Annotated in this window: 18 protein-coding genes and 3 pseudogenes; 10 read left to right on the forward strand and 11 right to left on the reverse strand. The window is 52.0% G+C overall.

Features of this window, described 5'->3' with window-relative positions; translation table 11 throughout:
• Window positions 1-21: 21 nt before the first annotated feature.
• From CXQ82_RS15010 to antA, 8 genes are all read right to left on the reverse strand, one after another.
• Window positions 22-816, reverse strand: a complete 795-nt coding sequence (locus CXQ82_RS15010; RefSeq protein WP_101270269.1) for an SDR family oxidoreductase — start codon at window positions 814-816, stop codon at window positions 22-24.
• Window positions 813-1,394, reverse strand: a complete 582-nt coding sequence (locus tag CXQ82_RS15015; RefSeq protein WP_253397388.1) for an isochorismatase family cysteine hydrolase — start codon at window positions 1,392-1,394, stop codon at window positions 813-815. Before CXQ82_RS15015 ends, CXQ82_RS15010 begins: the two co-directional genes overlap by 4 nt.
• A gap of 11 nt (window positions 1,395-1,405) precedes the next feature.
• Entirely contained in the window at window positions 1,406-1,939 is a 534-nt protein-coding gene (locus tag CXQ82_RS15020) for an aromatic-ring-hydroxylating dioxygenase subunit beta (protein WP_101270274.1), read from the reverse strand.
• Complete coding sequence (locus tag CXQ82_RS15025; RefSeq protein WP_101270277.1) at window positions 1,929-3,260, reverse strand: aromatic ring-hydroxylating dioxygenase subunit alpha; 1,332 nt, start codon at window positions 3,258-3,260, stop codon at window positions 1,929-1,931. Before CXQ82_RS15025 ends, CXQ82_RS15020 begins: the two co-directional genes overlap by 11 nt.
• An 18-nt stretch (window positions 3,261-3,278) precedes the next feature.
• Window positions 3,279-4,223 carry a PDR/VanB family oxidoreductase gene (locus tag CXQ82_RS15030; protein ID WP_101270279.1) on the reverse strand — a complete coding sequence of 315 codons (945 nt, stop codon included), beginning with the start codon at window positions 4,221-4,223 and terminating at the stop codon, window positions 3,279-3,281.
• A 121-nt stretch (window positions 4,224-4,344) separates the two neighbouring features.
• Window positions 4,345-5,367 carry an anthranilate 1,2-dioxygenase electron transfer component AntC gene (gene antC / locus CXQ82_RS15035; protein WP_101270282.1) on the reverse strand — a complete coding sequence of 341 codons (1,023 nt, stop codon included), beginning with the start codon at window positions 5,365-5,367 and terminating at the stop codon, window positions 4,345-4,347.
• Window positions 5,368-5,383: 16 nt separating this feature from the next.
• Window positions 5,384-5,875 (reverse strand): anthranilate 1,2-dioxygenase small subunit, encoded by a 492-nt coding sequence (gene antB, locus CXQ82_RS15040; protein ID WP_101270284.1) that lies wholly within the window; start codon window positions 5,873-5,875, stop codon window positions 5,384-5,386.
• Window positions 5,876-5,879: 4 nt separating this feature from the next.
• Complete coding sequence (antA, locus tag CXQ82_RS15045) at window positions 5,880-7,283, reverse strand: anthranilate 1,2-dioxygenase large subunit (RefSeq protein ID WP_101270286.1); 1,404 nt, start codon at window positions 7,281-7,283, stop codon at window positions 5,880-5,882.
• Between the two features lie 786 nt (window positions 7,284-8,069).
• On the opposite strand from antA, the gene CXQ82_RS15050 reads away from it, so the two are divergent.
• From CXQ82_RS15050 to CXQ82_RS31950, 9 genes and pseudogenes are all read left to right on the forward strand, one after another.
• Window positions 8,070-9,080 (forward strand): helix-turn-helix domain-containing protein, encoded by a 1,011-nt coding sequence (locus tag CXQ82_RS15050; protein ID WP_218274445.1) that lies wholly within the window; start codon window positions 8,070-8,072, stop codon window positions 9,078-9,080.
• Window positions 9,081-9,660: 580 nt separating this feature from the next.
• Complete coding sequence (locus CXQ82_RS15055; RefSeq protein ID WP_253397384.1) at window positions 9,661-11,121, forward strand: NAD(P)/FAD-dependent oxidoreductase; 1,461 nt, start codon at window positions 9,661-9,663, stop codon at window positions 11,119-11,121.
• A gap of 10 nt (window positions 11,122-11,131) precedes the next feature.
• On the forward strand, window positions 11,132-11,503 hold the full coding sequence (locus CXQ82_RS15060) for a cytochrome c family protein (protein WP_101270288.1): 372 nt from the start codon (window positions 11,132-11,134) through the stop codon (window positions 11,501-11,503).
• Between the two features lie 29 nt (window positions 11,504-11,532).
• Window positions 11,533-12,267, forward strand: coding sequence for a hypothetical protein (locus tag CXQ82_RS15065; RefSeq protein ID WP_101270290.1), 735 nt, complete (start codon window positions 11,533-11,535; stop codon window positions 12,265-12,267).
• Window positions 12,268-12,549: 282 nt separating this feature from the next.
• A complete protein-coding gene (locus CXQ82_RS15070) occupies window positions 12,550-13,839 on the forward strand; it encodes a hypothetical protein (protein WP_253400415.1) in 1,290 nt (429 codons plus the stop codon).
• A gap of 191 nt (window positions 13,840-14,030) precedes the next feature.
• Window positions 14,031-14,960 (forward strand): catechol 1,2-dioxygenase, encoded by a 930-nt coding sequence (gene catA, locus CXQ82_RS15075; RefSeq protein WP_101270295.1) that lies wholly within the window; start codon window positions 14,031-14,033, stop codon window positions 14,958-14,960.
• A gap of 149 nt (window positions 14,961-15,109) precedes the next feature.
• Window positions 15,110-15,361 (forward strand): Sec-independent protein translocase subunit TatA, encoded by a 252-nt coding sequence (locus CXQ82_RS15080; RefSeq protein ID WP_101270298.1) that lies wholly within the window; start codon window positions 15,110-15,112, stop codon window positions 15,359-15,361.
• A gap of 790 nt (window positions 15,362-16,151) precedes the next feature.
• Window positions 16,152-16,928, forward strand: a pseudogene (locus CXQ82_RS31945) (HAMP domain-containing protein); the annotation flags it as partial.
• A 330-nt stretch (window positions 16,929-17,258) separates the two neighbouring features.
• A pseudogene (locus tag CXQ82_RS31950) lies at window positions 17,259-17,786 on the forward strand (methyl-accepting chemotaxis protein); the annotation flags it as partial.
• A 401-nt stretch (window positions 17,787-18,187) separates the two neighbouring features.
• On the opposite strand, the pseudogene CXQ82_RS15090 reads toward CXQ82_RS31950, so the two are convergent.
• The 3 genes and pseudogenes from CXQ82_RS15090 to CXQ82_RS15100 form a co-directional block, all read right to left on the reverse strand.
• Window positions 18,188-19,074 (reverse strand): annotated as a pseudogene (locus tag CXQ82_RS15090) (tyrosine-type recombinase/integrase); the annotation flags it as partial.
• Window positions 19,075-19,441: 367 nt separating this feature from the next.
• Window positions 19,442-20,710 (reverse strand): site-specific integrase, encoded by a 1,269-nt coding sequence (locus CXQ82_RS15095; protein WP_101270302.1) that lies wholly within the window; start codon window positions 20,708-20,710, stop codon window positions 19,442-19,444.
• Window positions 20,711-20,863: 153 nt separating this feature from the next.
• Window positions 20,864-21,778 (reverse strand): LysR substrate-binding domain-containing protein, encoded by a 915-nt coding sequence (locus tag CXQ82_RS15100; protein ID WP_028616088.1) that lies wholly within the window; start codon window positions 21,776-21,778, stop codon window positions 20,864-20,866.
• A gap of 267 nt (window positions 21,779-22,045) precedes the next feature.
• Here CXQ82_RS15100 and CXQ82_RS15105 point away from each other — a divergent pair, with 267 nt between their 5' ends.
• Window positions 22,046-23,068 (forward strand): zinc-dependent alcohol dehydrogenase family protein, encoded by a 1,023-nt coding sequence (locus CXQ82_RS15105; protein WP_025854663.1) that lies wholly within the window; start codon window positions 22,046-22,048, stop codon window positions 23,066-23,068.
• The last annotated feature ends 394 nt before the right edge of the window (window positions 23,069-23,462 follow it).

Raw genomic sequence — 23,462 nt, forward strand, 5'->3', positions numbered from 1 at the left:
TTTATGTTCCTCTCGATCAAACTATTGAGAATCGGAATGACGCTGGAACCACACACGAGGTGATATACCTCTGTCTGGACCCAGGATGGAAAAACCTCCATCTACAGGTATATCCACACCGGTCATCCAAGAGGCGCCGGGTGTGCAGAGAAAAGCGACCACATTCCCGACTTCCTCACCGCGTCCGATACGCCCTAGAGGGTGGAAGTCAGCGCCGACGCGGTCAGCGAGCGCAATATCGTTATTGGTCAGGTTGGCTACGGTTGGGGACCAGGTCCACGCCGGTGAGACGCTCAGCACGCGCGTGCCCCTGGGTGCCAAGCTCACGGCGAAATTCTTGGTCAATTGAAGCATCGCGGCTTTAGACGCAGGGTAGAGTGCGCGGCCTGCTGCACCGAATTTCCCACCCGTGCTGGTGATGTTCACTATCGTGCTGCCAGGCTTTAGAAGCGGAGATACTTTTTGCACGAAGATGGCGGCAGAGATGACGTTGACGTTCAGGCTTTTGTGCCAATCTTCCCTTGAAGACTGGATGCCCAAATCAGTGTAGATACATGCGTTATTGACCAGAATATCAATTTTCCCGAATTGATTGATTGTATTGTCAATGCACTTATCAATATCTTGATCGTTTTCCACGTCGCACTCTGTATAGGAAGCCCATGGACCCAGCTCGTCGCATAATGTTCTTCCGGCACTGGCGTTGCGACCAACCAGCATGACTTCCGCCCCTTGGGCTATCATGACTTTAGCAATATCCAGACCAAGTCCCTGGGTGCTTCCCGTGATGATTGCGACTTTTCCTGTCAGGCTCATGATTGCACCTTGAACAATTGGTCAACGCTGGAAATTTCAGCGATTAAGCTCATGCTATTAATCGACGCTTGATGCGCCGCCGGTTCTGCGGCAGAGCAGGCATCTGCAGGGACGACTACGTGATAACCGCAGTCCACGGCGTGCCTTACGGTACTTTCCACTACCGAATGAGTTGCCACGCCGGCAATGATCAGCGTCCTCGCGTTAAGCATGTTTAGAAGTGCTTCCCCATGCGTCCCGTAAAACGCATTGATCCGCTTGTGGGTAATGATGAATTCCCTGCCGTTTTCATGGGGGCTCAACGCGTCGAGGAATTCGGCGCCCCACGTGCCGTCAATCACGGCACCTATCTTCTTTACGTTCTTCAAGATGGGCGCGTTGGCAATCAAGTCGGAGTAATCACCTCGATACGCGACACGCGCATGGAGGATGGGCCAGCCGTTTAATCGCGCGCCACGAAGTAATGCCGTCGCAGAGGCAATCAGATTCGCGCGAACGGCCCCATCTTCGTCCATGCCTACCTTGATACGTCCTTCCGGATGCAGGACATCATTCTGATAGTGGAGCGCGATAACCACGGGCCGCTCCATCAGACAAATACCTCCAGGTTGGCAAACACATCATTGCAATTGACCAGGTCAACACGCTTGAGCTTGATCTTCCAACCTTCCACTTTATTGCCGGCAAGTTTGTAGGTGTAACGCCCGGCGAGCTGACGTTGATCCAAGCGCCATTCCGTGGCTTGGAACACCGCGCTGACCACAAGGTAATCATCCTCGTCCAGACCTTCGATGCACACATTCCCAACCAGGTGCGCTGTTTGAGTTTGTGGTTGCTGTGACCAGTTACGCGCATTCTCCACGCGACGAATACGCGTCTCGCGCAGCATGCGGTTTTCCCAGAACAGAGAAATATGATCGAAAGGATTTACCTGGTTATGCTTTTGCGGCACCCAATACATGCCATCGTCGGTAAAGAGTTTGTCCCACTCCCAGAACTTCCATGTATCCAGCAGACGAGCTTCCTTAAACAGAAACTGCTCGACCGAGCGAAGGGTGGCTTCTTCGGCAAGTGCAGGCTTGAGGTCGGATGTATTTACGTTGAAAGCGCGGTCAAGCAACATTATTGCTCTCCTTGGCGATAATTGTTCCGGTCATGAACTTTTTCCAGGCTGCAAACTGATTACGCATGGGCAGTTCGCTGGTGCCATTGGTAGAGACTGCACCGTCTTCAAGAAGGGTGTCGGTGCCGACATAACGGTGCATGCTGATCCAGTTGCCGCCTCGGGTCATGTTGCCCTCCTGGCAGCGTGCATACACTTCAACGTCGTCCGGCATGACATTGGAAGAGGGGGAGTTGATGACGTTGGCGTAAGTTAGTGCCCGATCGAACACTACATCTGGGGCACCTTTACAGCGGAACGTCTGGATCTCCACCATGGTTTTATCGACAGCAACCGGGCGGATAACCCGAAATTGCATGAAGACGGTATGAGGCGATCCGCTGCCGTAAATCACGGTGTTATGGCGGTTCATGCCCATGATTTCACGGGCGCGGTCCGCTCCGTAGGCTTCGCTCAAACATTCAAAGTGCGCGCGGGAAACTTCGTCCTTCTCGGCGGCATCCGGATCGAAGATCGCCTCCATGTAGCCATGGCCATTATGGTAGGCGCGCAGTTCCAGCTTTTCCCAGAAGTCATAGGGCTCGCCATTGCCATCCATGATCAGCAGTTCGAACGGCATCTCGCCGATGGCTTCAGCCTGTTCCCGAGCTGCATCGACTGATGACTCGTGGGTGACACGTGCGTGCATGGTGTCGTGGAGGTTTTCGTAGAAAACTTTCCAATTGGAACGTTGTTGGACGCGGAAAATACCGCCCGCTACTTCAAGCTCACCCACCGGAGATCTGTCGCACATGTTGTCGATGGAGCTGACGACGCCGCCAAGGAACGTCTTCAGGTCTTCGCCGTAGGACGCCTGGCTGGCGAATACGAAGCCGCGGTAGCTATCGACCCTGGCCACACTGGCCATGGAGAAATCCGGATGTTTCGGGTCATAGCATGTGCCCTCGAAGCCGCTCTTCAGCGGCGCCGACAGGTGAGTGCCGTCCAACTTGAATGTCCAGGCGTGGTAGGGGCAGCGGAAGAATTTGCCGACATTGCCGTCACCGTCCGCCACCAACTTTGCGCCTTTGTGAGGGCAGCGGTTGTAGTGGACGTTTACTTTGCCGTCAGGCGCACGAACCATCACCACATCCTGGTCGCCGATCCGGGTTGTGTGGTAATCGCCAGGGTTCTTTACTTGACTCTCATGGCCCACATAAATCCAGGCATGCCCATAAATTCGCTCCATTTCGAGTTGAAAGAGAACAGGGTCGGTGTACACGCTTTTATGAACGCTGTCGGGCCGGATCAAATCGGCAATTTGTTCATTGCTGGGAATCATTGTTCGCTCCTTTACTTATTAGAGGTCAAGTACCAACTTGGCAGTCTTGGCACGAGAAACACAGGTGCAGAAGGCGCCGCCGGAGCGCTCGCGATCAGACAGGCAGATATCACGGTGATCGGGTTCACCCTCAATGACTTGAGTTACGCATACTCCGCAATCACCACGTCGGCAGTCGAACATCGGGTCCAGGCCTGCCTCGATCATCACGTCCAAGAGGGTCTGGCCTGTGTTCACTGCAAGCGTTACTCCACTGGCGCGAAGTTCTACTTCAAACGCTTGGTCGCCATCTTCTTCAAGGGCACCGGCGAACAGTTCGTAATGGATGTGATCTTCCTGCCAGCCAAGTTCCCGAGCGATTTGTATGACCGAGGTGATCATCTCTACGGGGCCACATATATACAGATGAGTGCCTTCGGATGGTGTCGCCAATACAGTGGATGCGGCAAAACGTTTGCTGGCGTCTCCGCCGCTTATCCAGCATTGGCTGTTGCCCAAACACTGGACTTCATCCAGGTACGCCATGTGGGTGGCATCGCGGCCAGCGTAATGCAGGGTGAAAGCCTTTTTGGACGCTTGCAGTGCGCGGCCCATGCTCAGCATCGGTGTAATACCGATTCCACCGGCTATCAACAGTATGTGTTTCGCCTCGTCGACCAGTGGAAAATGATTGCGAGGTGTTTCTACCTCAATGACTTGACCTTCAGTAAGTGTATGTACCCACTTCGAACCTCCCGTGCTTTTGTCATCGAGTTGCACGGCTATTTCATAGTGGTCGCCTGCCGACACATTCACGATTGAATAGGCACGCTTTTGCTTTCTATCACCTGGGATGTGCAGCTCAAGGTGGGCGCCTGGGGTAAATTCAGGCAGCCGCCTACCGTCATGAGCAACTAATACCAAGCGTCGAATGCGGGGAGTAAGCGCCTCAATGCTTTCTATTTTTACTGATAAAGTGGACATAAATAACCTGCGTACATAACTAGCAGTCAATAAAATCAGCTGGGCTTGCGGTGCCGCTAATCATTAAAACAATGCAAATCAGGGAAGTCTTCCCCGCGTTATCGGCAGTGTTTGAATGAACCTAGGTATTGCTTTCCGTAAACTTTTCAAAATACATTCTGACGAAAGTAAGTTTTTTTTCCATGTGCCAGGTTTTTACAGACTCTACCATTGGGGGAGGGCCGCACATATACAGGTCAAAGGGGCTGTCTGAATCCTCAAAGGGGGCGAGGTGTTCAGGAATAAACCCCTTTTTACCCTGCCAATCGTCAGCGGCATTGCTGAGGACCGGTGTGAAATCGAAGGCTTGAATCGTTGATTTATACGCCTCGATACGCGGAATCTCGCACAGGTCCTGTTCTGTCCTGACGCCATAGAAAAGATGGACAGGGAACCCGGCCCCACCTTGCTCTGCCAACTGGTCGAGCATGCCGAGGAAGGCGGACAGTCCGGTTCCGCCTGCGACCATCAACACCGGACGGTCGATATGTCTTAGGTAGAAGGCTCCCAATGGCGCCTCCATCTTGATGATGTCGCCTACTTTGCAACGATCGCGCACGTAGTCGGTCATGACCCCGCTGGGTAGAAGCCGAACCAGAAATTCAAGTGTTCTACTTCCGGGTGCACAGGCAAACGAATAGGAGCGACTGTGACCGGTGCCCGGCACTTGCAGGCGCGCATATTGGCCGGGTAGATAATTGAGTGGAGCAGCACCGGAGGCCAACTCTACCTTCAATATTGCGGTGCTATCAGACACTTGAATGACGTCAGTGACAGTCGTTATCAATTCCGAGGTTCCAGTACTTCCACACAGTGTCGAGTCGAAGTCGAAATAGAAGGATGCGTCGGACAACACCCTTGTTTGGCACGATAGAATCTTGCGATCCGCTAAGTCCTGTTTGGAAAGGGCCTCTTCGTCTACGTAATCCTGAGTGTAACTTCCGGATTCACAACGGCCTTGGCAGGTCGCGCAAACCCCTTCGCGGCAGTCCAGAGGGATTTTGATCCCACTTTTGAGCGCAGCGTCCAGCAAAATTTCGTTAGGCTGGACGGGGCAAAACAGTGTTTTACCGTCGGCGAAGTTCAACGCAACCTTGTACATGATTTAACCTTTCTCGGACTTAAATATGGTAGAAATCCAGCACTGAATTGATCTTGTCATTCAGCAGCACGCTGTGCTTTTTGGAGATCAACCAGCTATCGCCATGCGGTCGAAGCGTGTAGGTAGCACGCCCGAAGAATTGCTCAGACAAGGACTGGCGGTAATACAAAGTCTGCCAATTAACGCGCACTTCAAGATCGCCACCCTCCAACGGGTTAATCCGCACGTTATTTATTTGATGCAATGTCCTTGGCAGCGGTGTCGCAGAGGCCGCTTTGCCTGTACGAATTCGAAATACCCGGTCTTCCAGGCCCCCGCGATTGGGATAATAAATCAGCGACATCTCGCGCTTGGGGTCGGTGGTGTAGATGTGCTCGGAATCCCATTGGGGAAGGTGGAACACGCTATCTTCGCTAAATAGCGCGAGGTAGCCGTCCCAATCCTGGTCATCGCAAAGCTCTGCTTTCTTGTAAAGGAATTGTTCTATTTGATACTGAAGTTCGACGTTCATTGCCTTATACCTCCTTCAACTTCAGCGCTTGGGCATCGGCTGCTTTGCGCGCCAGACCATTGAGCAGGAACTTCTGCCAGTTGCCGTGTTGATTCACGTATAGGCCTTCATGTGTAAATTCGGCCCCGATCATGGCGGGAGAAATGCCAATGGTGTCCGTGTTTTTCGTCGGTCCTGTTGTCCACTTGTCGCGACCACGGGAGATGTCGCTCCAGCGCTCCAGGCGCGCCTGGAATCCACGCTGCGCTTCACGAAACTCGACGAGGTCGTCGGGAGTTCCCATGCCGGACACATTGAAGAAGTCTTCGAATTGGCGGATGCGGTTTTCGCGGTCGGCATCGGACTCGCCTTTCACTCCAAGACAAAAACTGTTGATTTCAGTCTTGTTCCACGCAATCGGTCGGATGATCCGCAGTTGTGAGCTGATCTGATCAAGGAAGAACATGCTCGGATAGACGTTCAGATTGCGTAGGCGATGCATCATCCACTCGGCTTTGTCCTGGCCGTATTCCTTCACCAGTCGCGGCATAATGGTTGCGTACCCTGGGCGAACCTCCGGGTTCGGCATGTCGCTGAACAAGACACTGTGGCCGTTGTTGAAGGCGAACCAGCCATCGTCGGTTTCGGCATCCCCTGCGCCTAGCTTGCTGTAGTCGAGGAATTCGCCGGCGTTATGCCCCTTGGAGGCGTTAACTTGCTGACGGTGTTGCACGGTCGACACATAGTTATAGTGGACAGTGCTGACGTGATAGCCATCAAGACCATTCTCGTTTTGCAGCTTCCAATTACCATCGTAGGTATAGGCGGATTTGCCCGGCAGCACTTCCAGTTCGCCAGTGGGCGATTGGGCGACCATCATATCGAAGAATACTTTGGCATCGCCCAAGTAATCTTCAAGCGAATCAGTGCCATTCACGTCAAGGCTGACGAAGACGAAACCCTTATAACTTTCGATACGGGCTTTCTGCAATCCACGAGTGGCTTTATCGAAGTCTTCCCCATATTCAGCAGGTGCCTTGACTTTTACAAGTCGCCCATCGCTCTTATAACACCAAGCATGGAAAGGGCAGGTAAAAGTCGACTGATTACCTTTGCCGACGCGAGTCAAAGTAGTGCCACGGTGTTGGCACGCATTAATCAAAGCGTTTAACTTGCCCTCGCCATCACGCGTAATAATAAGTGGCTGACGGCCTGCTTGCATTGTAAGGAAGTCGTGTTTGTTTAGGATCTCGCTTTCGTGGCAGGCATAGATCCAGTTTTTTTCGAAAATCAATTCCATTTCCAGATCGAAAAGTTCTGGCTCCGTGAACATATCACGGGCAATGCGATAGATGCCTTCCTCGCTTCGAAAATCCAAGCAGCTCTCGATATATTCTTTCCATTGGTTAATATCACGCATACGGCTCATGGGTAGATCCTCAATCGTGCGGTTATGCAGGGTTCCTATTAGAGGTGGCGGGCGCCGATTGGTCTATCCAATTTATTGATGACTTAAAGCCACTTAATGAGATTAGAAACATCCGAAATGAGAGCAGCAATTTGACGATTGCCGTAATTGATAGTGATAATCATTGTTGTTTGTGGGGGGGGGTGTTACTTGTCTTGAGTAGAATGGTGTCGACCCGTTATTCAGGGCAATTTTCTCCGGTAGGATGCAGGGCAAATTCGTTTGTTTTGATCATGAATGGTGCTCGCAATAATGCTTCAGGTGGAAATTACGGGCTATATAGGCGAAGTTGTCCGATTATTCCGCTGATACTATCCAAATTGGTTGGCTTTAATGAGGGGGTGGCTCGGTGGCATACGTCTTCGAAACCGCTATCCTGAGCCAGTTTTTCGGGCTGCATTTGGATCGTTTCCGGATGACGCCAGGTGATCAAGAGCTGTCGGAGCCGCTGTAGCGTCACACTGAGCTACGAGGCATCTGTTACCTAGTCTGGGCAGTCGGGAATGATGGTAACGACGTAGGTCTAGTCGCTAAAAAAATGAGCACTGTTTTGGTGCTATCGAATAATTTATTGATCTGAATCGGCCCAGGAACTGATTTTTTTGAGTGGGGTTATCCGTAAATTTTCATATTGATATCCCGATATTTTTTTTCCTAAGGTTGAGCGGTTCGTCGGCACAACACTTGCTTGGATAGCGCTGAGTCACGCCGATTAGAGCGTGAAAAAATAGCCGTGAGTGCCTTATCATGCAAACGAATAGTCACGTCGTTGGTAATATTCGTGTTGATCAATTTGATTTTTCCGGCGCGCAAGCATGGATGGAGCGAATTTGCGGGCCGCATTCGCTCCGGGCAACCAAACCTCAGGATATCCGGTTTCGTCATAGTGCTAAGGTTTTTAACAGTTTTTCCACTGCGCTAGGTTTTATGGAGTATGGCGCTGACGTCACTGTAAGAATTGAAGAATCTGATTGTTTAAATAGTTACAGCCTCAGTCTCCCGTTGATGGGAGAGCAAAAGCTAATGAAAAATGGTAAGTTGTTTAACTCTTATACAGGTAGCGGTTTAATTGTTTCTCCGCACGAAACACAAGAGTTGTGGATGGCTGGTAACTGTAGAAAACTCTCTATTGTAATTCCTCGGATGTCTATGCGGCAGACACTTGAGGAAATGCTTCATCGTACCCTAGACGTTCCTCTTCGATTTGAACCTGTTATTGATGCAATTAACGGTGCTACAGCTTCGTGGTGGCGCTTAGTGCGAAACTTCGCAGAAGAGTTTGAGCGCGGCGGTGGTGTGTTTGAGCATGCTATATTTTCTCGAGATATTGAGGCTGCTCTGATCAAAGGTTTAATTTTGTCTCAGCGCAATAACTATAGCGACCTTATAAATGAGCACCTTCAGTGTCAGCTCCCTTATTATCTTATAAAGGCGCGAGATTATATTCACAATAATGCTCGTGAAAATATTTGTCTGGAGGATATAGAGCGAGCTTCGGGCGTATCAAGGTTCAAGGTTTTTGATGGTTTCAAAAAGTACTTCGGTATGCCGCCTATGGCGTATCTAAAAAAATACAGGCTTACTGCCGTTCGTAGAGAGATTTTAGAGGGTGGTCCGGTTAAAAGTTTGTCACTACTTGCCACTGACTGGGGCTTCAATCACTTGGGAAGATTCGCGATTGAGTATCGTAAACTATTCAATGAAACACCGAGTTCGACATTGCATCGCGGTGAAATGAATAGGGAAAGGTTTCTCTGATATGGGACGGCTTTTCTATGCAAGAGATCTTTGGGGGCTGGTGTCAGTGTCCGAAGCTTGCATTTCGCTATTAGCGACGTCGGATAAGAGCTCGATGTGGTGACTGAGTGACCTTTGGCTAGAAGTCACGAGAGTTCTAGTGCTATAGCCAAAGGGGTTGAGTTTGTAGAAGGGCTTTAGAGTATAGTTTCAGTCATACAGATCCATTTCTAACTGTGGCAGGTAGCGACTTAGCGAGCTACCGCGCTTAACTGTGGGGGGGATTTCTCTAAAGCTATTGCCGGTTTAAGCATGAATTTACAAGTCGAAATCAAAATAGCGCTGACATATCTCTATAGTGCGGTGTTGAGTTGTCAAAATCGGCCGATTTTTTGGATGAGAATGAAGTATAAATAGGATAGACGTCATAGGGGTTTTGACGTCTAATAAATTTGCATTAGTTAGATCTGTGGGTTTTAGGTGGTGCTGGGATTTGTATCTCTTGCGTGCTAACTGCTGTCGAAAAGCATATAACTCTAGTTGATGGGTTGTTTGTCCGACTGCCTGGGAATTAAACCAATAAAGTAATGGCGAGACTTAAATGACTGACAACGATAATGACTTATTAAAGGCTACTTACAACCGTCGCCAAACCCTAAAAGGGATTGCCGCAGGCGCCACCACAGTGCTTGCCGCTTCTGTGCTGAATTCTGCGATGGCAAGTTCGATAAAGCCTGCGCCCGATGTTCCGGAAAAAACTTCGGCTGACGGGGGCTACGACACGATTATTATCGGCGGCGGTATGGCGGGGGCTACAGCAGCAAGAGAGTTGGGAACTCGAGGCAAGAAATGCTTAGTATTAGAAGCGCGCAACCGAACAGGTGGCCGCACTTTCACTACAGAGGTCTTTGGCGAGCGTGCAGACGTTGGTGGTCAATGGATCCACTGGATCCAGCCGCATGTTTGGGCGGAAATGCAACGTTATGGTTTGCAGCTGCTTGAAACGCCAGGTGCAAGTCCAACTGCTTACGGTGTTGTGGTAAATGGTAAGCTCGAACCCTTTGATCCTGCTAAGGCCTTTGAGCTGTTAAACCTAGGCATGCAAGTGTTTAGTAAGGATGTGATTGATCTGTTTCCTCGTCCCTATGACCCAAATTTCAATCCGGACTCCTTAAAGACCGATAATATTTCTATTGCTCAGCGAATGAAACAGATCAATGTTTCTGATGAAACCCGAGCAATTCTCGAATCTTATTTCACTACTGCTGTGAACGGCCCTATCGAGCAGGCTGGGTACTTGGATCAGATTCATTGGTATGCGCGCGCAGGCAACGATATGGATCGTCTGTTACGGGCGTGTACTCAATATAAAATTAGTACCGGTACGTCTTCGCTTATTGAATTGTTGTTTCGTGACAGTCGTGCTGAAGTAAAATTGAATACGCCAGTGCAAAAGGTGGAGCAGTCTTCGCGCGGAGTAAAAGTAACTGCGGAAAACGGCAAAACCTATTTCGCTAAGTCTTGCATCGTCGCGTTGCCTATGAACTGCTGGAACGATATTGAGTGGTTGCCTGCTCTATCTCCAGGAAAAGTAGCTGCAAGTAAAGAACGGCACGTGGGTTCTGGTTTTGAATTGAAGGTTAAGGTTAAGGGCAACAAAGGTAGCTATCAAGGTATGGCATCCTCCGGATATCCTATCAACTTGGTATATACCGATTATATTTCTGACCATCATACCAAGTTTGTAGCTATGGGATATTCAGTGCCCGGCTTCGATGTAAACGACGACGATAATGTTCGTGAAGCATTTACTCGTTTGTTACCGGGAGCCGAAATCATGGAAAGTTTCGCCTACGACTGGAATTCCGACCCGTATTCGAAGGGGACCTGGTGCGATTACAAGCCGGGGATGTGGAGCAAGTATGGCGAGGATATGCGCAAAGACGAGGGCCGCGTGGTTTTTGCTGGCTCCGACATAGCCAATGGATGGCGGGGGTTTATCGACGGTGCGATTGAAACAGGATTGCGGGCGTCAAGAATTGTATTGAAGCAGTTGGGGTGAGGGGCTTCAGATGAAAAAAACAACACTGGTTCTGACTTTTATGTTGGTTTCGAATTTGGCAGAAGCGGATACTGCTAACTGTTCGCCAGAGACCGCAGAAAAAGCGTGGGGGAAGTGTGCAGCTTGTCATTCTCTTGCAGAGGGTAATAACTCGATGCTGGGCCCGAACCTACATGGCGTTATTGGCCGAAAAGCGGGCTCGCTCGAGGGGTTTATTTATTCGCCAGCGATGAAGGCCTCGGATGTAGTGTTTACGATCGAGAAGCTTGATGCGTTCTTGGCCGCTCCCCAAGATGTAGTGCCTCAAACGCGTATGCCTTTTAGCGGCCTTAAAAACCCCGAAGACAGAGCGGCCGTTATCTGCAAAATAAAGTCCACTTAACCTTATAAATATAGATTGGAGCACCCATTGTGAATAGTTTAGACAAACAGCTTGTTCTCAGTAGAAATAGGCTGGTCTCAGTGACCAGTTGGTTAGCTATTTGTTTCTGTATGTTGACAACATACTTGGCAATCCAAGCCGGTAGTTTCGAATATGAGGCCGCTGGTGATGTTGCCGCGCAGTTGCAAGTTGGTGTCGCAGGCGCTGCCAACCTCAAATGGATGATGCTGAGCGATACGTTTGGTTTTTACCTATTTAGCATTCCTGCTGCTATTTATCTATGGATGAACTTTAAGCAGGAAAATCCGTTTCTGGTATCGCTGGCAACAGTTGCAGGCATATTTTTCGCATTGGTAGGTGCTATTGGTGCATCGATTCTGTCTGTAGCGTGGCCTGTGCTTACGATTGCAACAGCTACCGCATCGGATCCTTCCGCCGCTCAAATTTACACGGAGCTTTTTCGTGTAATCACCATGTTTGTTCAGGACGGCATGTGGGGGCGTTTAGAGTTCTTCCTTTCCGGGGTCTGGTACGTAGGTCTAGCGTTGGTCATTTGGCCGCACCGTAAAGGCTTCGCTACTGTAACTTTTTTGAACGGCTGTTTTGGGTTGTTATCGAGTGCTGCGAAAATACTAGATGCCGGTGAAATTGCCGGCTTGGGTCTCCAGGGTGTTCTGTACGCAACCCCTATCTGGTTCTTTTGGCTCGGCGTATTGGCTTGGAAAGGCAAATCAACTGTTGCCCAATCTTCAGGGCAGCAATAGCTAGTTTCGCAATAGGATGCTGCCACTTGCAGCATCCTTTCTCTCATGTGGAACCTCGTTGCAATTTACGTTAGTGATCAAGTTAAGAAGATTCATAACTACGTAAACAGTAGTGGGGACGATTCCACTTGTTTACGCCGTTTTTTTCGATTTCCTGGGTAGCTTGAAATGATTTATTGAGGAGTGAATCGAATCTTCGATTTGCTTAAAAATAAAAAGCCTAATATGTTGAGGGTAGTTATGAATACGTCTCTTCGAACCGTGTCAGTTAGTTTCTATTTTATGGCTTTTTCTCTGTGCTCTAGCGGCGTAGGCGCGTTGGAATTATATTCGGACGAAAGCTACGGGTTAAATGCCGATCTGGATGGCGGTATTGGAATTTATCATAGCCAACAAAATTATGCTCAGTCTGGAACTTTGAAGAAAGGGGGGACTGATTGGCAAGAGGCATATTTTAAGTACGGATTATCCGGTTGGGTTTCTGCGGGCGAACAGAAGCAAAAAGTGTATGGTGCTTTAAACTGGGTTAGTAGTGCGACGTTCGGCCAAGGAGATGCTGCCGGATGGACTGATGGCACAGAGCGGACTACCAAAGTCGAAGACGCATATCTTGGCTGGAAATCGGGAAATTACTTTCCCGCGCTTGGGCTTGACGGAATTGATTTATCGTTTGGTCGGCAAAATATTGTTGTGGGCGATGGATTTCTTATTGGCGGTGACGCGCTGAACCTTGGCAAAGGGATCTCTAACGGAACTCTGAATCGTGGTGGTGCGTATTACATCACTCCACGTAAGGCGTTTGACCAGACCGCAGTCCTTCGGATCGGTGGGCGTGAAGGTTTGCGCAGTGATTTGATGTGGTTGAAGTCAGATAACCCTGCCCAAGCCAAAGCAGAGTCCTTCGTCGCCACGTTAGAAAACGTGGGTGAAAAAGGAACTGTCGGTTTCACATATATGGATGTATTGAATACCGATGATAAGTTTGATTTAATTCGTCGAAACGGAACTAAGACCTATACCGTTAGAGGCCAAGGTAGCTTAGGCCACCCAGATCTTTTTCTTTCTGGCGAATATGCATGGCAGGACCGCCCTGCTGGCAATGAAAGTGCGTGGTATCTTGAGGCAGGTTGGAAGTTCTCGGATGTATATGGTACACCTTCTGTAAATTATCGTTACAGCCGATTCTCTGAAGGTTACGATCCTTTCTTCTTTGGAAATATTCGCGGGCTTGGAACTTGGTTTCAGGGCGAAGTGGCTTCGAATTACGCAGGCCCATTTAACTCTAATACAAGAATTCATCAGGTTGCTCTTTCATTCACCCCCGTTGAGTCGCTCTCGCTGGGTGTGCTTCTATATAATTTCGATACATTAAGTAAGAGGGCTGGAACATTTTCTAACCTTGGCGGAAATGAGGTGGATATATATGCAAGTTGGCAGGCAACTAAAGAACTTACAGTGGTGCCTTTGTTGGGTATTTATAAGCCTGATGCTTCTGATTTAGAAGGTGGTTCTCAAATCGGTACTGATCGACGTAATATTTATAGTCAGGTTCTTTTTCTCACGCATTTTTAAGTTTTTTAAGGCGCAAGGCCCGTCCCTTTGAGGGATGTGCCTATGCGCTGCTTATATATTCTTCTTAGGGACCCTCAAGGCTATTGAGGTTGTACGGCTATACCAGCAAACCTCGTCGATTCTTGAAGGTGACCTCTAAGTCCGACTTTCTTAATTTTTCTGTTTTAAGAGTTACAAGAGGAGGATAAAAAATGGCCGTTATGATTTCACATACCAGCAATGCTCAGAAATTTCTTGAGGACGCTAGCGGCCTCACCAACAGTGCCGGCAACCCACGAGTCAAAACTCTGATTCACCGAATTCTGTGCGACTCCGTGAAAATTATCGAAGACCTTTCGGTAACTCCTGAGGAGTTTTGGAGAGCGGTTAACTACCTCAACGTTCTTGGCGTTCGTCAAGAGGCCGGTCTTTTGGTTGCAGGACTCGGTGTTGAGCATTACCTGGACCTCCTCATGGATGCTGAAGATAAGCTGGCGGGTAAGTCCGGCGGCACTCCTCGGACCATTGAAGGTCCGCTCTACGTCGCAGGTGCGCCGCTCTCGGATTTTGAGGCACGATTAGACGACGGTACCGATCTAGGTGTTGTGCTATTCATGCAAGGCCAAGTTAGAAATACCTCCGGCGAACCATTGGCAGGTGCGGTAGTTGACGTTTGGCACGCTAATACCCTCGGCACATATTCTTACTTTGATACTACTCAATCGGAGTTCAACCTTCGTCGCCGCATCGTTACCGATGCCAACGGCCGTTACCGTTTTCGTAGTATCGTTCCTTCGGGCTATGGCTGCCCCCCAGATGGCCCTACGCAGCAATTGCTGGACCAGTTGGGTCGTCATGGCCAGCGCCCGGCGCACGTGCACTTTTTCATCTCGGCGCCCGATCATCGCCATCTGACCACGCAAATCAATTTGGATGGCGATCGGTATCTGCATGACGATTTCGCCTACGCCACCCGTGATGAACTGATCGCGAAGATCATTTTTACCGATGATCCTGAGCGCGCTGCAGCGTATGGCATTACTGGCCGCTTCGCTGAGATCGATTTCGACTTTACGCTTCAATTATCCGATCAACCTAAAGAACAGCAACGTCACGAGCGAGTTCGCGCGCTCGAGGGGTGAAGTCTTTGAATGCAGGGAGGCGATACGTCTCTCAACGATATATGCATTGCTTCCTATCCCGTTGTTCTTGCCACCAAATGGCTTCGTGACCTAGGCGCAAAAAAGCGAATTTCGCTTCTTCAAGATTTTTACCGAGAGAGGCTTTACCCATGGGAGTTTTTGATTGGAAACACTGGCTAGTAATCCTAGCTGTAGTGATTTTGATTTTTGGGACAAAGAAGATAAAAGGTTTGGGCGGAGACATTGGCGAAGCCATAAAGGGTTTTCGCAAATCAATGACTGACGACGAGAGTAACGAATGTTCGACGGCCTCTCAAAACGCTACGCTCGAGCAGTCTCACACCATCGACGTCAAGTCTCAAAAGGTTGGGGAACATTTTCGTAGCGATGTTCGGCCCTAGATTCCTGTATTGAATCTAGGCGACTCACCTAGCACACCTAGGGCGATCTGCTGAATATTGTAGGCGAACATCGCCAGCACCACCGTCGAGCCGCTGGCCAGAACTAACTAACCATGCGAAGTAACGGCGTAAAGACCAGCGGCAGTCATGAGTCAACAGTTCAAAATCACCAAGTCGGTCTCGTTAAATCGCGAGACCGGCCGGTGTAATGACATCACCTATAAGAAGTCAGTGGCCCAGGCCACCTGATGGTCAACTGGCCGCTGTTCACTCACGAGATACTCCGATGATCGACGCACTCTCCATCCGCTTGAAAATCATCCTGCTGTCCGGCTTGTGCCTCATGGGGGTGATCGGTTTGATCGTCTACATGAACCTCTATCAAGGCGACCAGAACAACCGATTGATCAGTGCTTCGAGTAGTAAGATGCTGACCGACAGCGGTGAGAGTCTGCTGCAGGCCAAGGCCGGCGAACAGGCTAGAAACTTCGAGCATGTCTTCGGTAACAGCTTGCTGCTTATCTCTGCTCTGGCCGACCAGGTGAACAACTTGCGTAACATGGCCAGCCAGCGTGGGTTGCCGGCCGCTACATTGCGTGAGGAACTGAACCATAGCGTCAAGATAACATTCGAGCACAATCCGCAGATTCTTGGGTTCTGGCTGGTGTACGAACCGAATGCGCTGGACGGTAAAGACAGCGAGTTCGTTAACGACGCAGCGCGCGCCTCCAACGAAAGCGGACGCTTTAGCAGCGCCTGGAATCGGGGTGGCGGCCAATCGATGAGCTTGATGATTACAGAGATCGATCTGCAGAATACCGAGCTGAGCATTAGCGGCACCGCAAACAACAGTTGGTACACCTGCCCCCGAGACACGTGGCGCACGTGCCTGACGGCGCCTTACGCCGTCAACCTGGACGGGCAAGCCCAAGTGATGACTACGCTGTCTATGCCGTTGATTGCCGATGGCAAGGTGATCGGCACCCTGGGCGTAGACCTCGCACTCGGCGCCCTACAAGCGGCCGCAAGCGATGCTCAGCGTACCCTGTTCGAAGGCTCTGGAAGCATGCTGATTGTATCCGGCAGTGGTGTACTCGCAGCCTACAGCAAGGACGCAGGTCAGGTCGGCAAACCTGTCAGCATCACTATGGGCGAGGACGGCAAGGCGATACTCGCAGCATTGACGCAAAAAAAACCGCTGGTGCTGGCACAGAATGATTTGATCCGCGCCGTCTACCCCGTCTCCCCAATCCCCGATGCGCCGGCTTGGGGGGTGGTGATTGATTTGCCCAAACAAGTATTGCTGGCCGACTCGGTAGCGCTTCAGACCTTGCTTGATCAGACCCAAACCCGCGACACCCTGAAGTCGCTGCTCGTGGCCATAGGCGCAGGCCTGTTGGGCCTGCTGCTCATCGGGTTCACCGCCTCCGGGGTGACGCGCCCGATCAACAGTGTCGCGCAGATGCTCAAGGCGATTGCCAGTGGCGACGGCGATGTGACCCAGCGCCTGCACTACCGCAAGAAAGATGAACTGGGCGAGCTCGTGAACTGGTTCAACCGTTTCCTCGACAAACTGCAGCCCACCGTCGCGCAGATCAAGCAGAGCATTACCGATGCGCGCGGTACCGCCGACCAGTCTTCGGAAATCGCGCGGCTGACCAGTGAAGGGATGCAGGTGCAATTTCGCGAGATCGACCAACTGGCAACTGCGTCCAACGAAATGAGCGCCACTGCGCATGAAGTCGCCCACAGCGCCTCGAGTGCCGCCCAGGCAGCGCGCGGTGCCGACCAGGCGTCCAGGGAAGGCATCACCCTCATTGAGCGCAGCACCCAGGACATTAATGCGTTGGCCCGCGAGGTCAGTAAGGCCGTGACGGAAGTCGAAGCCCTGGCGGTCAACAGCGAGAAGATCGGTTCGGTGCTGGAAGTGATCCGCAGTATTGCCGAGCAAACGAACCTGCTGGCACTCAACGCCGCGATCGAAGCGGCGCGCGCCGGGGAAAGTGGCCGGGGTTTTGCGGTGGTGGCCGATGAAGTACGCAACTTGGCCAAGCGCACCCAGAATTCCGTCGAAGAAATCCGCATGGTCATCGAACGCATCCAAACCTGCACGCGGGGCGTGGTGGCGACCATGCATTCCAGCCAGACGCTCGCCCAGGACAACGCCGGGCAGATCCATCAGGCCGCGCAGGCGCTTGGCAAGATCAGCGACGCGGTAACGGTGATCAGCGACATGAACCTGCAGATTGCAAGCGCGGCAGAGGAGCAAAGTGCAGTAGCCGAAGAGGTCAATCGCAACGTTTCGACCATCCGCGGTGTGACCGAGACCCTGACTGAACAGGCCGCCGAATCGGCGCAGATCAGCAGTCAGCTCAACGCACGGGCCAATCAACAGATGAAGCTGATGGATCAGTTTCGCGTATAACACGCGGCGGTATAGCGGCGCGTGACGCGTGGGACGGTAACTAGGCAGCAGCTCATGTTACTAAGCTGCGAAATGGCTGAGATGGCAGGACTCCCATCGGACTGCGACATTGTCAATTGAGAGATGCTCGGCCTGGGGTGGACATCATCCTTCGCCGACGACCCCTTTCCGTCCGGCTGGCAATGGGGCGAAGAAAATGGCATAGCCCGGAATCACGCGTTCTTCGCCCTTGATACTCTCCAAAAACAAATCCAGAATTAAGTCTTTTCCTGCTATGTCAGCAAAAGAAACCTCTAGATCTTAATGAGCCGGATGCTAGGTACGAGTTTCGTTTCGCGGCCCACACTCAAAGTATCTCCTCATTTGGGTGTTCAAATCCCTCCAAGTTCATCCTGGTCGATCAAGATGTCGATGAGCTTCTCGCCCAACAGGTTCCAAGCAGCTTTTTCTCTGCAGCATAACCATGGTCTAAGTAGTGGCGACGGACTCGGGAACCTGCCAGCACGTGGTTCTGGCACCGATCTAATACATCAAGGCTTATCCCCGAGGCTTGCACCATGGTTGCCCAGTTCGTCTCAAGTCATGAGCGGGCCATTCGCCATTCAAACCAGCGGACAGCACCAAGGTGTCATCATGTCGGCGACGTGCTAGCGGCTTGCGATTCTTAAAGCGTGATTGTCGGTCTCCAACCTGTTTGCTGATGACCTTGAGATCAACATGCCCGTCATGATGCTTTGCGGGGAAGCACCATTGAGAATGTCCTGTCAGCTGCCGAAGCTTGATGAAATAGTGAGTTGTAAACGCAGATAGGAACACGTGGTGGTCTGCTTCTTTCTCCGGCTGCCTTTGACATTCGCAACGGGTATAAACCAAACGCCATATTCCAGATGGATGTTTTTCCATTCTGTCTGAAGCAGCTCCCCGATCCGGCACAGCGTTCCCAGGCAGATGCAAAGCGCAAGTTGGGGCTCTAGTTTGAGTGGGCGAATCCCATTGTACTTTGCGCCGGCAGGTAGTGCTGCTGAAGCTCGATAGAGGAGAGGATCCGAGTTCGCTTCTCCTAGTAGTCAATGGGTACAAGCTTATGGATTTCTACCAAGTCTGCTGGGTTTCAGTCAGTCAGTAGTGTTCGCCATAGTTGCCGTTTCTGGGCCCATCCAAACATCTGAACGATATCCGAAAAGAGGCTCATGGCCTGACGAGTTGGATCTCGAGCCATTACGGATCGTACCAAGTTCCGCAGGTCATGTTCGCTAACTGAGCTGATGACTTTTAAACCAAGGGCGGGGGGCTCCAGAACATCTGCTTACGGTCTACCAGCCCGAAGAGTTGCCTGCGTTGGTCGATATTCGTCGGTTTTGAGTTGACTGGTGAGCGGGGGAGTTGGGTACGTCTTTTCGGGTGGCTTGTACCCTGTTGATCCTGTGAAAATGACACCAGCTTGATAATAGTTCGTCCATTGGCTTTGGGTAGAAGCTAACAGCCTTGCTTAGAATTATCCCTTTTTTCGTTCTTGAAACACCCCAAAAACAAGTCCAGAATTGATTCTTTTTCTGCTCCGGGTGGAAAAGAAACCCCTTAGATTTCAATGGGGCGGATACCAGATGCGAGTCTCGTTTCCAGCTTCAATCTACTGATTTTTATTCGCTGTATCGTCAATCTGTGGTAACTCGCGCAGCGTTTTGCCGCAACTGATCTAAATAGTCAGCCCATTGTTGAGCCGCTGCCCGCCGTTGTACCAGCAGTTGGGCGCGCGCGTATACAGCCCCTAGCGCCCCCGGCATCCGGTGGGATAACGACAGTTCGAGCACAATTGGATCAATCCCCAAGTGCTCGTGGGCAATGGTTCTGTAGGTTGCGCGAAAGCCGTGGGCTGTGATGTCATACTCTGGCCAGATGCGCTGAAAGGACTTGAGCATGGAGGTCGGATTTATGGGGCGACCCGGATAGACTGGCGAGATGAACACCCAGCCTTTGCCTTCTTCATCCACCACGCGGGTTTTATGTAGCTCGCGTAACAGAACCAAGGCTTGCTCAGGCAACGGCACGATGTGTTTGCTCTTGTCCAGGTGCTTGGTCTTGCTCACCACATAACGCCAATCGGCACCCACCAAGTCGACATCTTCCCAGCGCATCTGCACCAGTTCGCCTGGTCGGACCGGCAACATAATCAGCAGGCGCATCGCGGAGGCAACGCTGCCGTCGTTGCAGTCATCCAGACGCAGGAGAAACCTGCCTAGGTCGGCTGGCCTTTCGATCGCCGGATTGCTGGTGACGACATGCCGTATCTTCAATTCCTCAGTGTTGCTGAGCGCTACGTTGCGTTCAACCCAGCCGCGCCCTTCAGCAAATCCCAGGACGGCACGGATGATGGTGCGCACGCGCCGGGCCATCGCCATTGTGCGCTGGCGGCGCAGTTCGGTAATGATCGTGGTGATGTGCTCCAGCTTGATTTCGGTGACCGGTTTTTTACCAATGGCAGGCAAGATGTGGTTGTTCAGCGCTCCGCTAAACCCTGAGATGGATTTAGTCACCAGTTCGGCAGATTTGAATGCCAACCATTGCTTGGCTACATACTCGAAGGTGCGCACCTCGTTGAGGAGTTGCGCCTCGATTTTGGCAGTCTTAGCTTTGAGCGGAGCGGTGTGGTTAGCCACGTCACGGCGTGCACCGCGGGCAATGTCCCTTGCTTCTTTCAAGCCTATTTCGGGGTAAGCGCCGATTGAGAAGCGGTTTTCCTTGCCATGCAGCCGATATTTCAAGCGCCAGAACTTGGAAGGGGATTTGCCGACATTGCTCGACGCCCTTACCTCCAAGTAGAGGCCAGGAACTTCGCCATCGGCGTGTTTGCCGGGTTCGGTCAGCGAGCGGATCAAGGCATCGCTGAGTTTTCGTTTCAAAACAACCGCATTATCAGGGGGCATCGGTGGGGGCATCCTTTTTAAGGAACCGAAATTTGCCCCCAATTATGCCCCCATGAGTCGTGGATTTCATTGGATTTGGACAGGCGGCAATGGACCGAAATTACCAATAAGCACCTGTTATAAGACAGTTTTATGGAATTTACTGGAACTCCATTACAAGCTATCGGGGTCCCCAAAAAACATCTGAATCCGCGACCGCAACCACCGTTCCCCCGGATCATTATCCTGCGACCCACGCCAAGCCATATGCAATTCAAACGAACGCACCGGCAGCGGTGGGTCTTCGGCGCGCAAGCCGCCGGCTGAGGTCAGTGCCTCGGCGGCGTAGTCCGGTACGGTGGCGAGGATGTCGGTACCGGCGAGCAGGGTGCCCAGGCCGTTGAACTGCGGTACGGCGAGTACGACGTGGCGCTTGCGGTCGAGTTTTTCCAGTTCTTCGTCAATAAACCCGCTCAAGTCGCCGGCGAATGACACCAGGGCGTGGGGGCGGGCGCAGAAGTCGTCCAGGCTCAGGGAGCCCGGTACGCTGTCGGCGCGCAGCAATTTTGGCAGGCTGCGGCGCAATACCTTGCGCTTGGCGTTGGCTGGCAGGTCGGCGGTGTAGCTGACGCCGATGGAGATTTCGCCGGAGGCCAACAGGCCCGGCATCAGGATGTAGTTGACGCGCCGCACCACCAGCACGATGCCGGGGGCCTCGGCGCGCAGGCGCTTGAGCAGTTGTGGCAGCAGGGCGAATTCGACGTCGTCGGACAGGCCGATACGGAACACCGCAGTGCTGGTGGCCGGGTCGAACTCGGCGGCGCGGCTGACTGCCGTGGAAATCGAGTCCAGGGCCGGGGAGAGCAGGGCGAAGATTTCCACCGCACGGGCCGAAGGCTCCATGCTGCGTCCGGTGCGCACGAACAGCGGGTCGTCGAACAGCCCACGTAGGCGTGACAACGCCGCGCTGATGGCCGGCTGGCCAAGGAACAATTTCTCGGCCGCGCGGGTCACACTGCGCTCATGCATCAAGGTTTCGAATACGATCAAGAGGTTAAGGTCGACACGACGCAGGTCGTTACGGTTCATCTTGTGTCCTGGAAGAGTCAGCTTACTTGACGAGAGCGGCCATAATCAGAACCATCAGGTTCTATTAGACGCATGACCGGCATGAATCTTACGGGTAAAGACTGGTACTCTGCACCGGCTAATTGAGTTTTCCTGCGTTGTTTGAGGGTTATCCCTCAGTTGCGGAATCAATGACAGACATGTCGACTATTAACGGCGACCGGTGGTCTTACCCGGAAAGCCCAGATAGAGTTCATGGCATTAGAGGTTACTTTGACGAGGTTTGCGATGTCCCGCACGATCCGTTTTCACAAGTTTGGTCCGGCCGAGGTGCTCAAGTGCGAAGAGCATGCAGCCGCGCAGCCCGCACCGGGCGAAGTGCAGGTGCGTGTCGAAGCGATTGGCATCAGCTGGTATGACATTTTGTGGCGCCAGAACCTGGCGTCTTCCCATGCACGCCTGCCGTCCGGCCTTGGCCATGAGATGGCCGGGGTTGTGGTTGCCGTAGGCGACGGCGTGGATGATTTGGCCGTGGGCGATAAGGTGGCCAGTTTTCCGGCCGAGAGCCCCAATGATTACCCGGTGTATGGCGAACAGATCGTCCTGCCCCGTTCGGCCCTGACCCGTTATCCGGATGTCTTGAGCCCTATTGAAGCCAGCGTGCACTACACGCCGCTGCTGATCGCCTACTTTGCTTACGTAGACCTGGCACGGGTCAAACCCGGGCAATTCGCCCTGGTGACTGACGCCAGCCACTGCGCCGGCCCTTCGTTTGTGCAATTGGGCAAAGCCCTGGGGGTGCGCGTGATTGCTGCCACCAAGGACAGCGACGAGCGTGAGTACCTGCTCTCCCTTGGCGCGGAAAAGGTCATCGTCACCGAAGAGCAGGACCTGCTGATGCAAATCAACAAGTTCACCGACAATCGCGGCGTAGACGTGGTGTTCGATGGCTTGGGCGGCCCGCAGATGTCGTTGCTCGGTGATGTGCTGGCGCCCCGTGGCAGCCTGGTGCTGTATGGCCTGCAGGGTGGCAACCAGACGCCGTTCCCGGCGTGTGCAGCGTTCCAGAAGAACATTCAGTTCTTCGTGCATTGCATCGGTAACTTCACCGGCAAGCCAGAACTGGGCATCATCCAGGATCAGGTAGCCTTGCAGCGTGCCTTGCGTGATATCAACCAGCTCACGGCCGACCGCGTGCTGGTGCCGTTGAAAACCACGGTGTTCCCGTTCAATCAGTTCGTGGAAGCGCACCGTTACATGGACGAATGCCCGTGCCGTGAGCGTGTGGCGTTGCAGGTCGAAGCTGTTTAAAGCGTAGGAATATTCGCAAACGAGTATTCCTGACCGCTGGCGCATGGGGCAAATGCGCCAATTTACAGGGCTGATCCTGTACAGGCGACAAGTGACCGGTTTGGCGCTTCAGCCCCTGATTCCTACCGTTACCCTTGGACGCCGCTCTGGATTTCAGCGCGGCGTTGTTGTGTGTGCGCCATTCATAGTTCGGCCGTTGCGCATCTGCACTGGTTTATGCGCGTGTTCTGTATCTATTAATCATTATTCAAGCACTGATAATTGCGCCTTCACTTTCATCTCAAGGATTGAGCCATGATTGAATACCCAGCTTGTCGGTCGCGAGTTATTCGAACTAATAGGGCAGCGCCAGTGTTGTGCCAGGGAAATAGGCGCACACGCAAAACTGTATCCA

Source organism: Pseudomonas sp. S09G 359, assembly GCF_002843605.1.
Taxonomy (GTDB): domain Bacteria; phylum Pseudomonadota; class Gammaproteobacteria; order Pseudomonadales; family Pseudomonadaceae; genus Aquipseudomonas.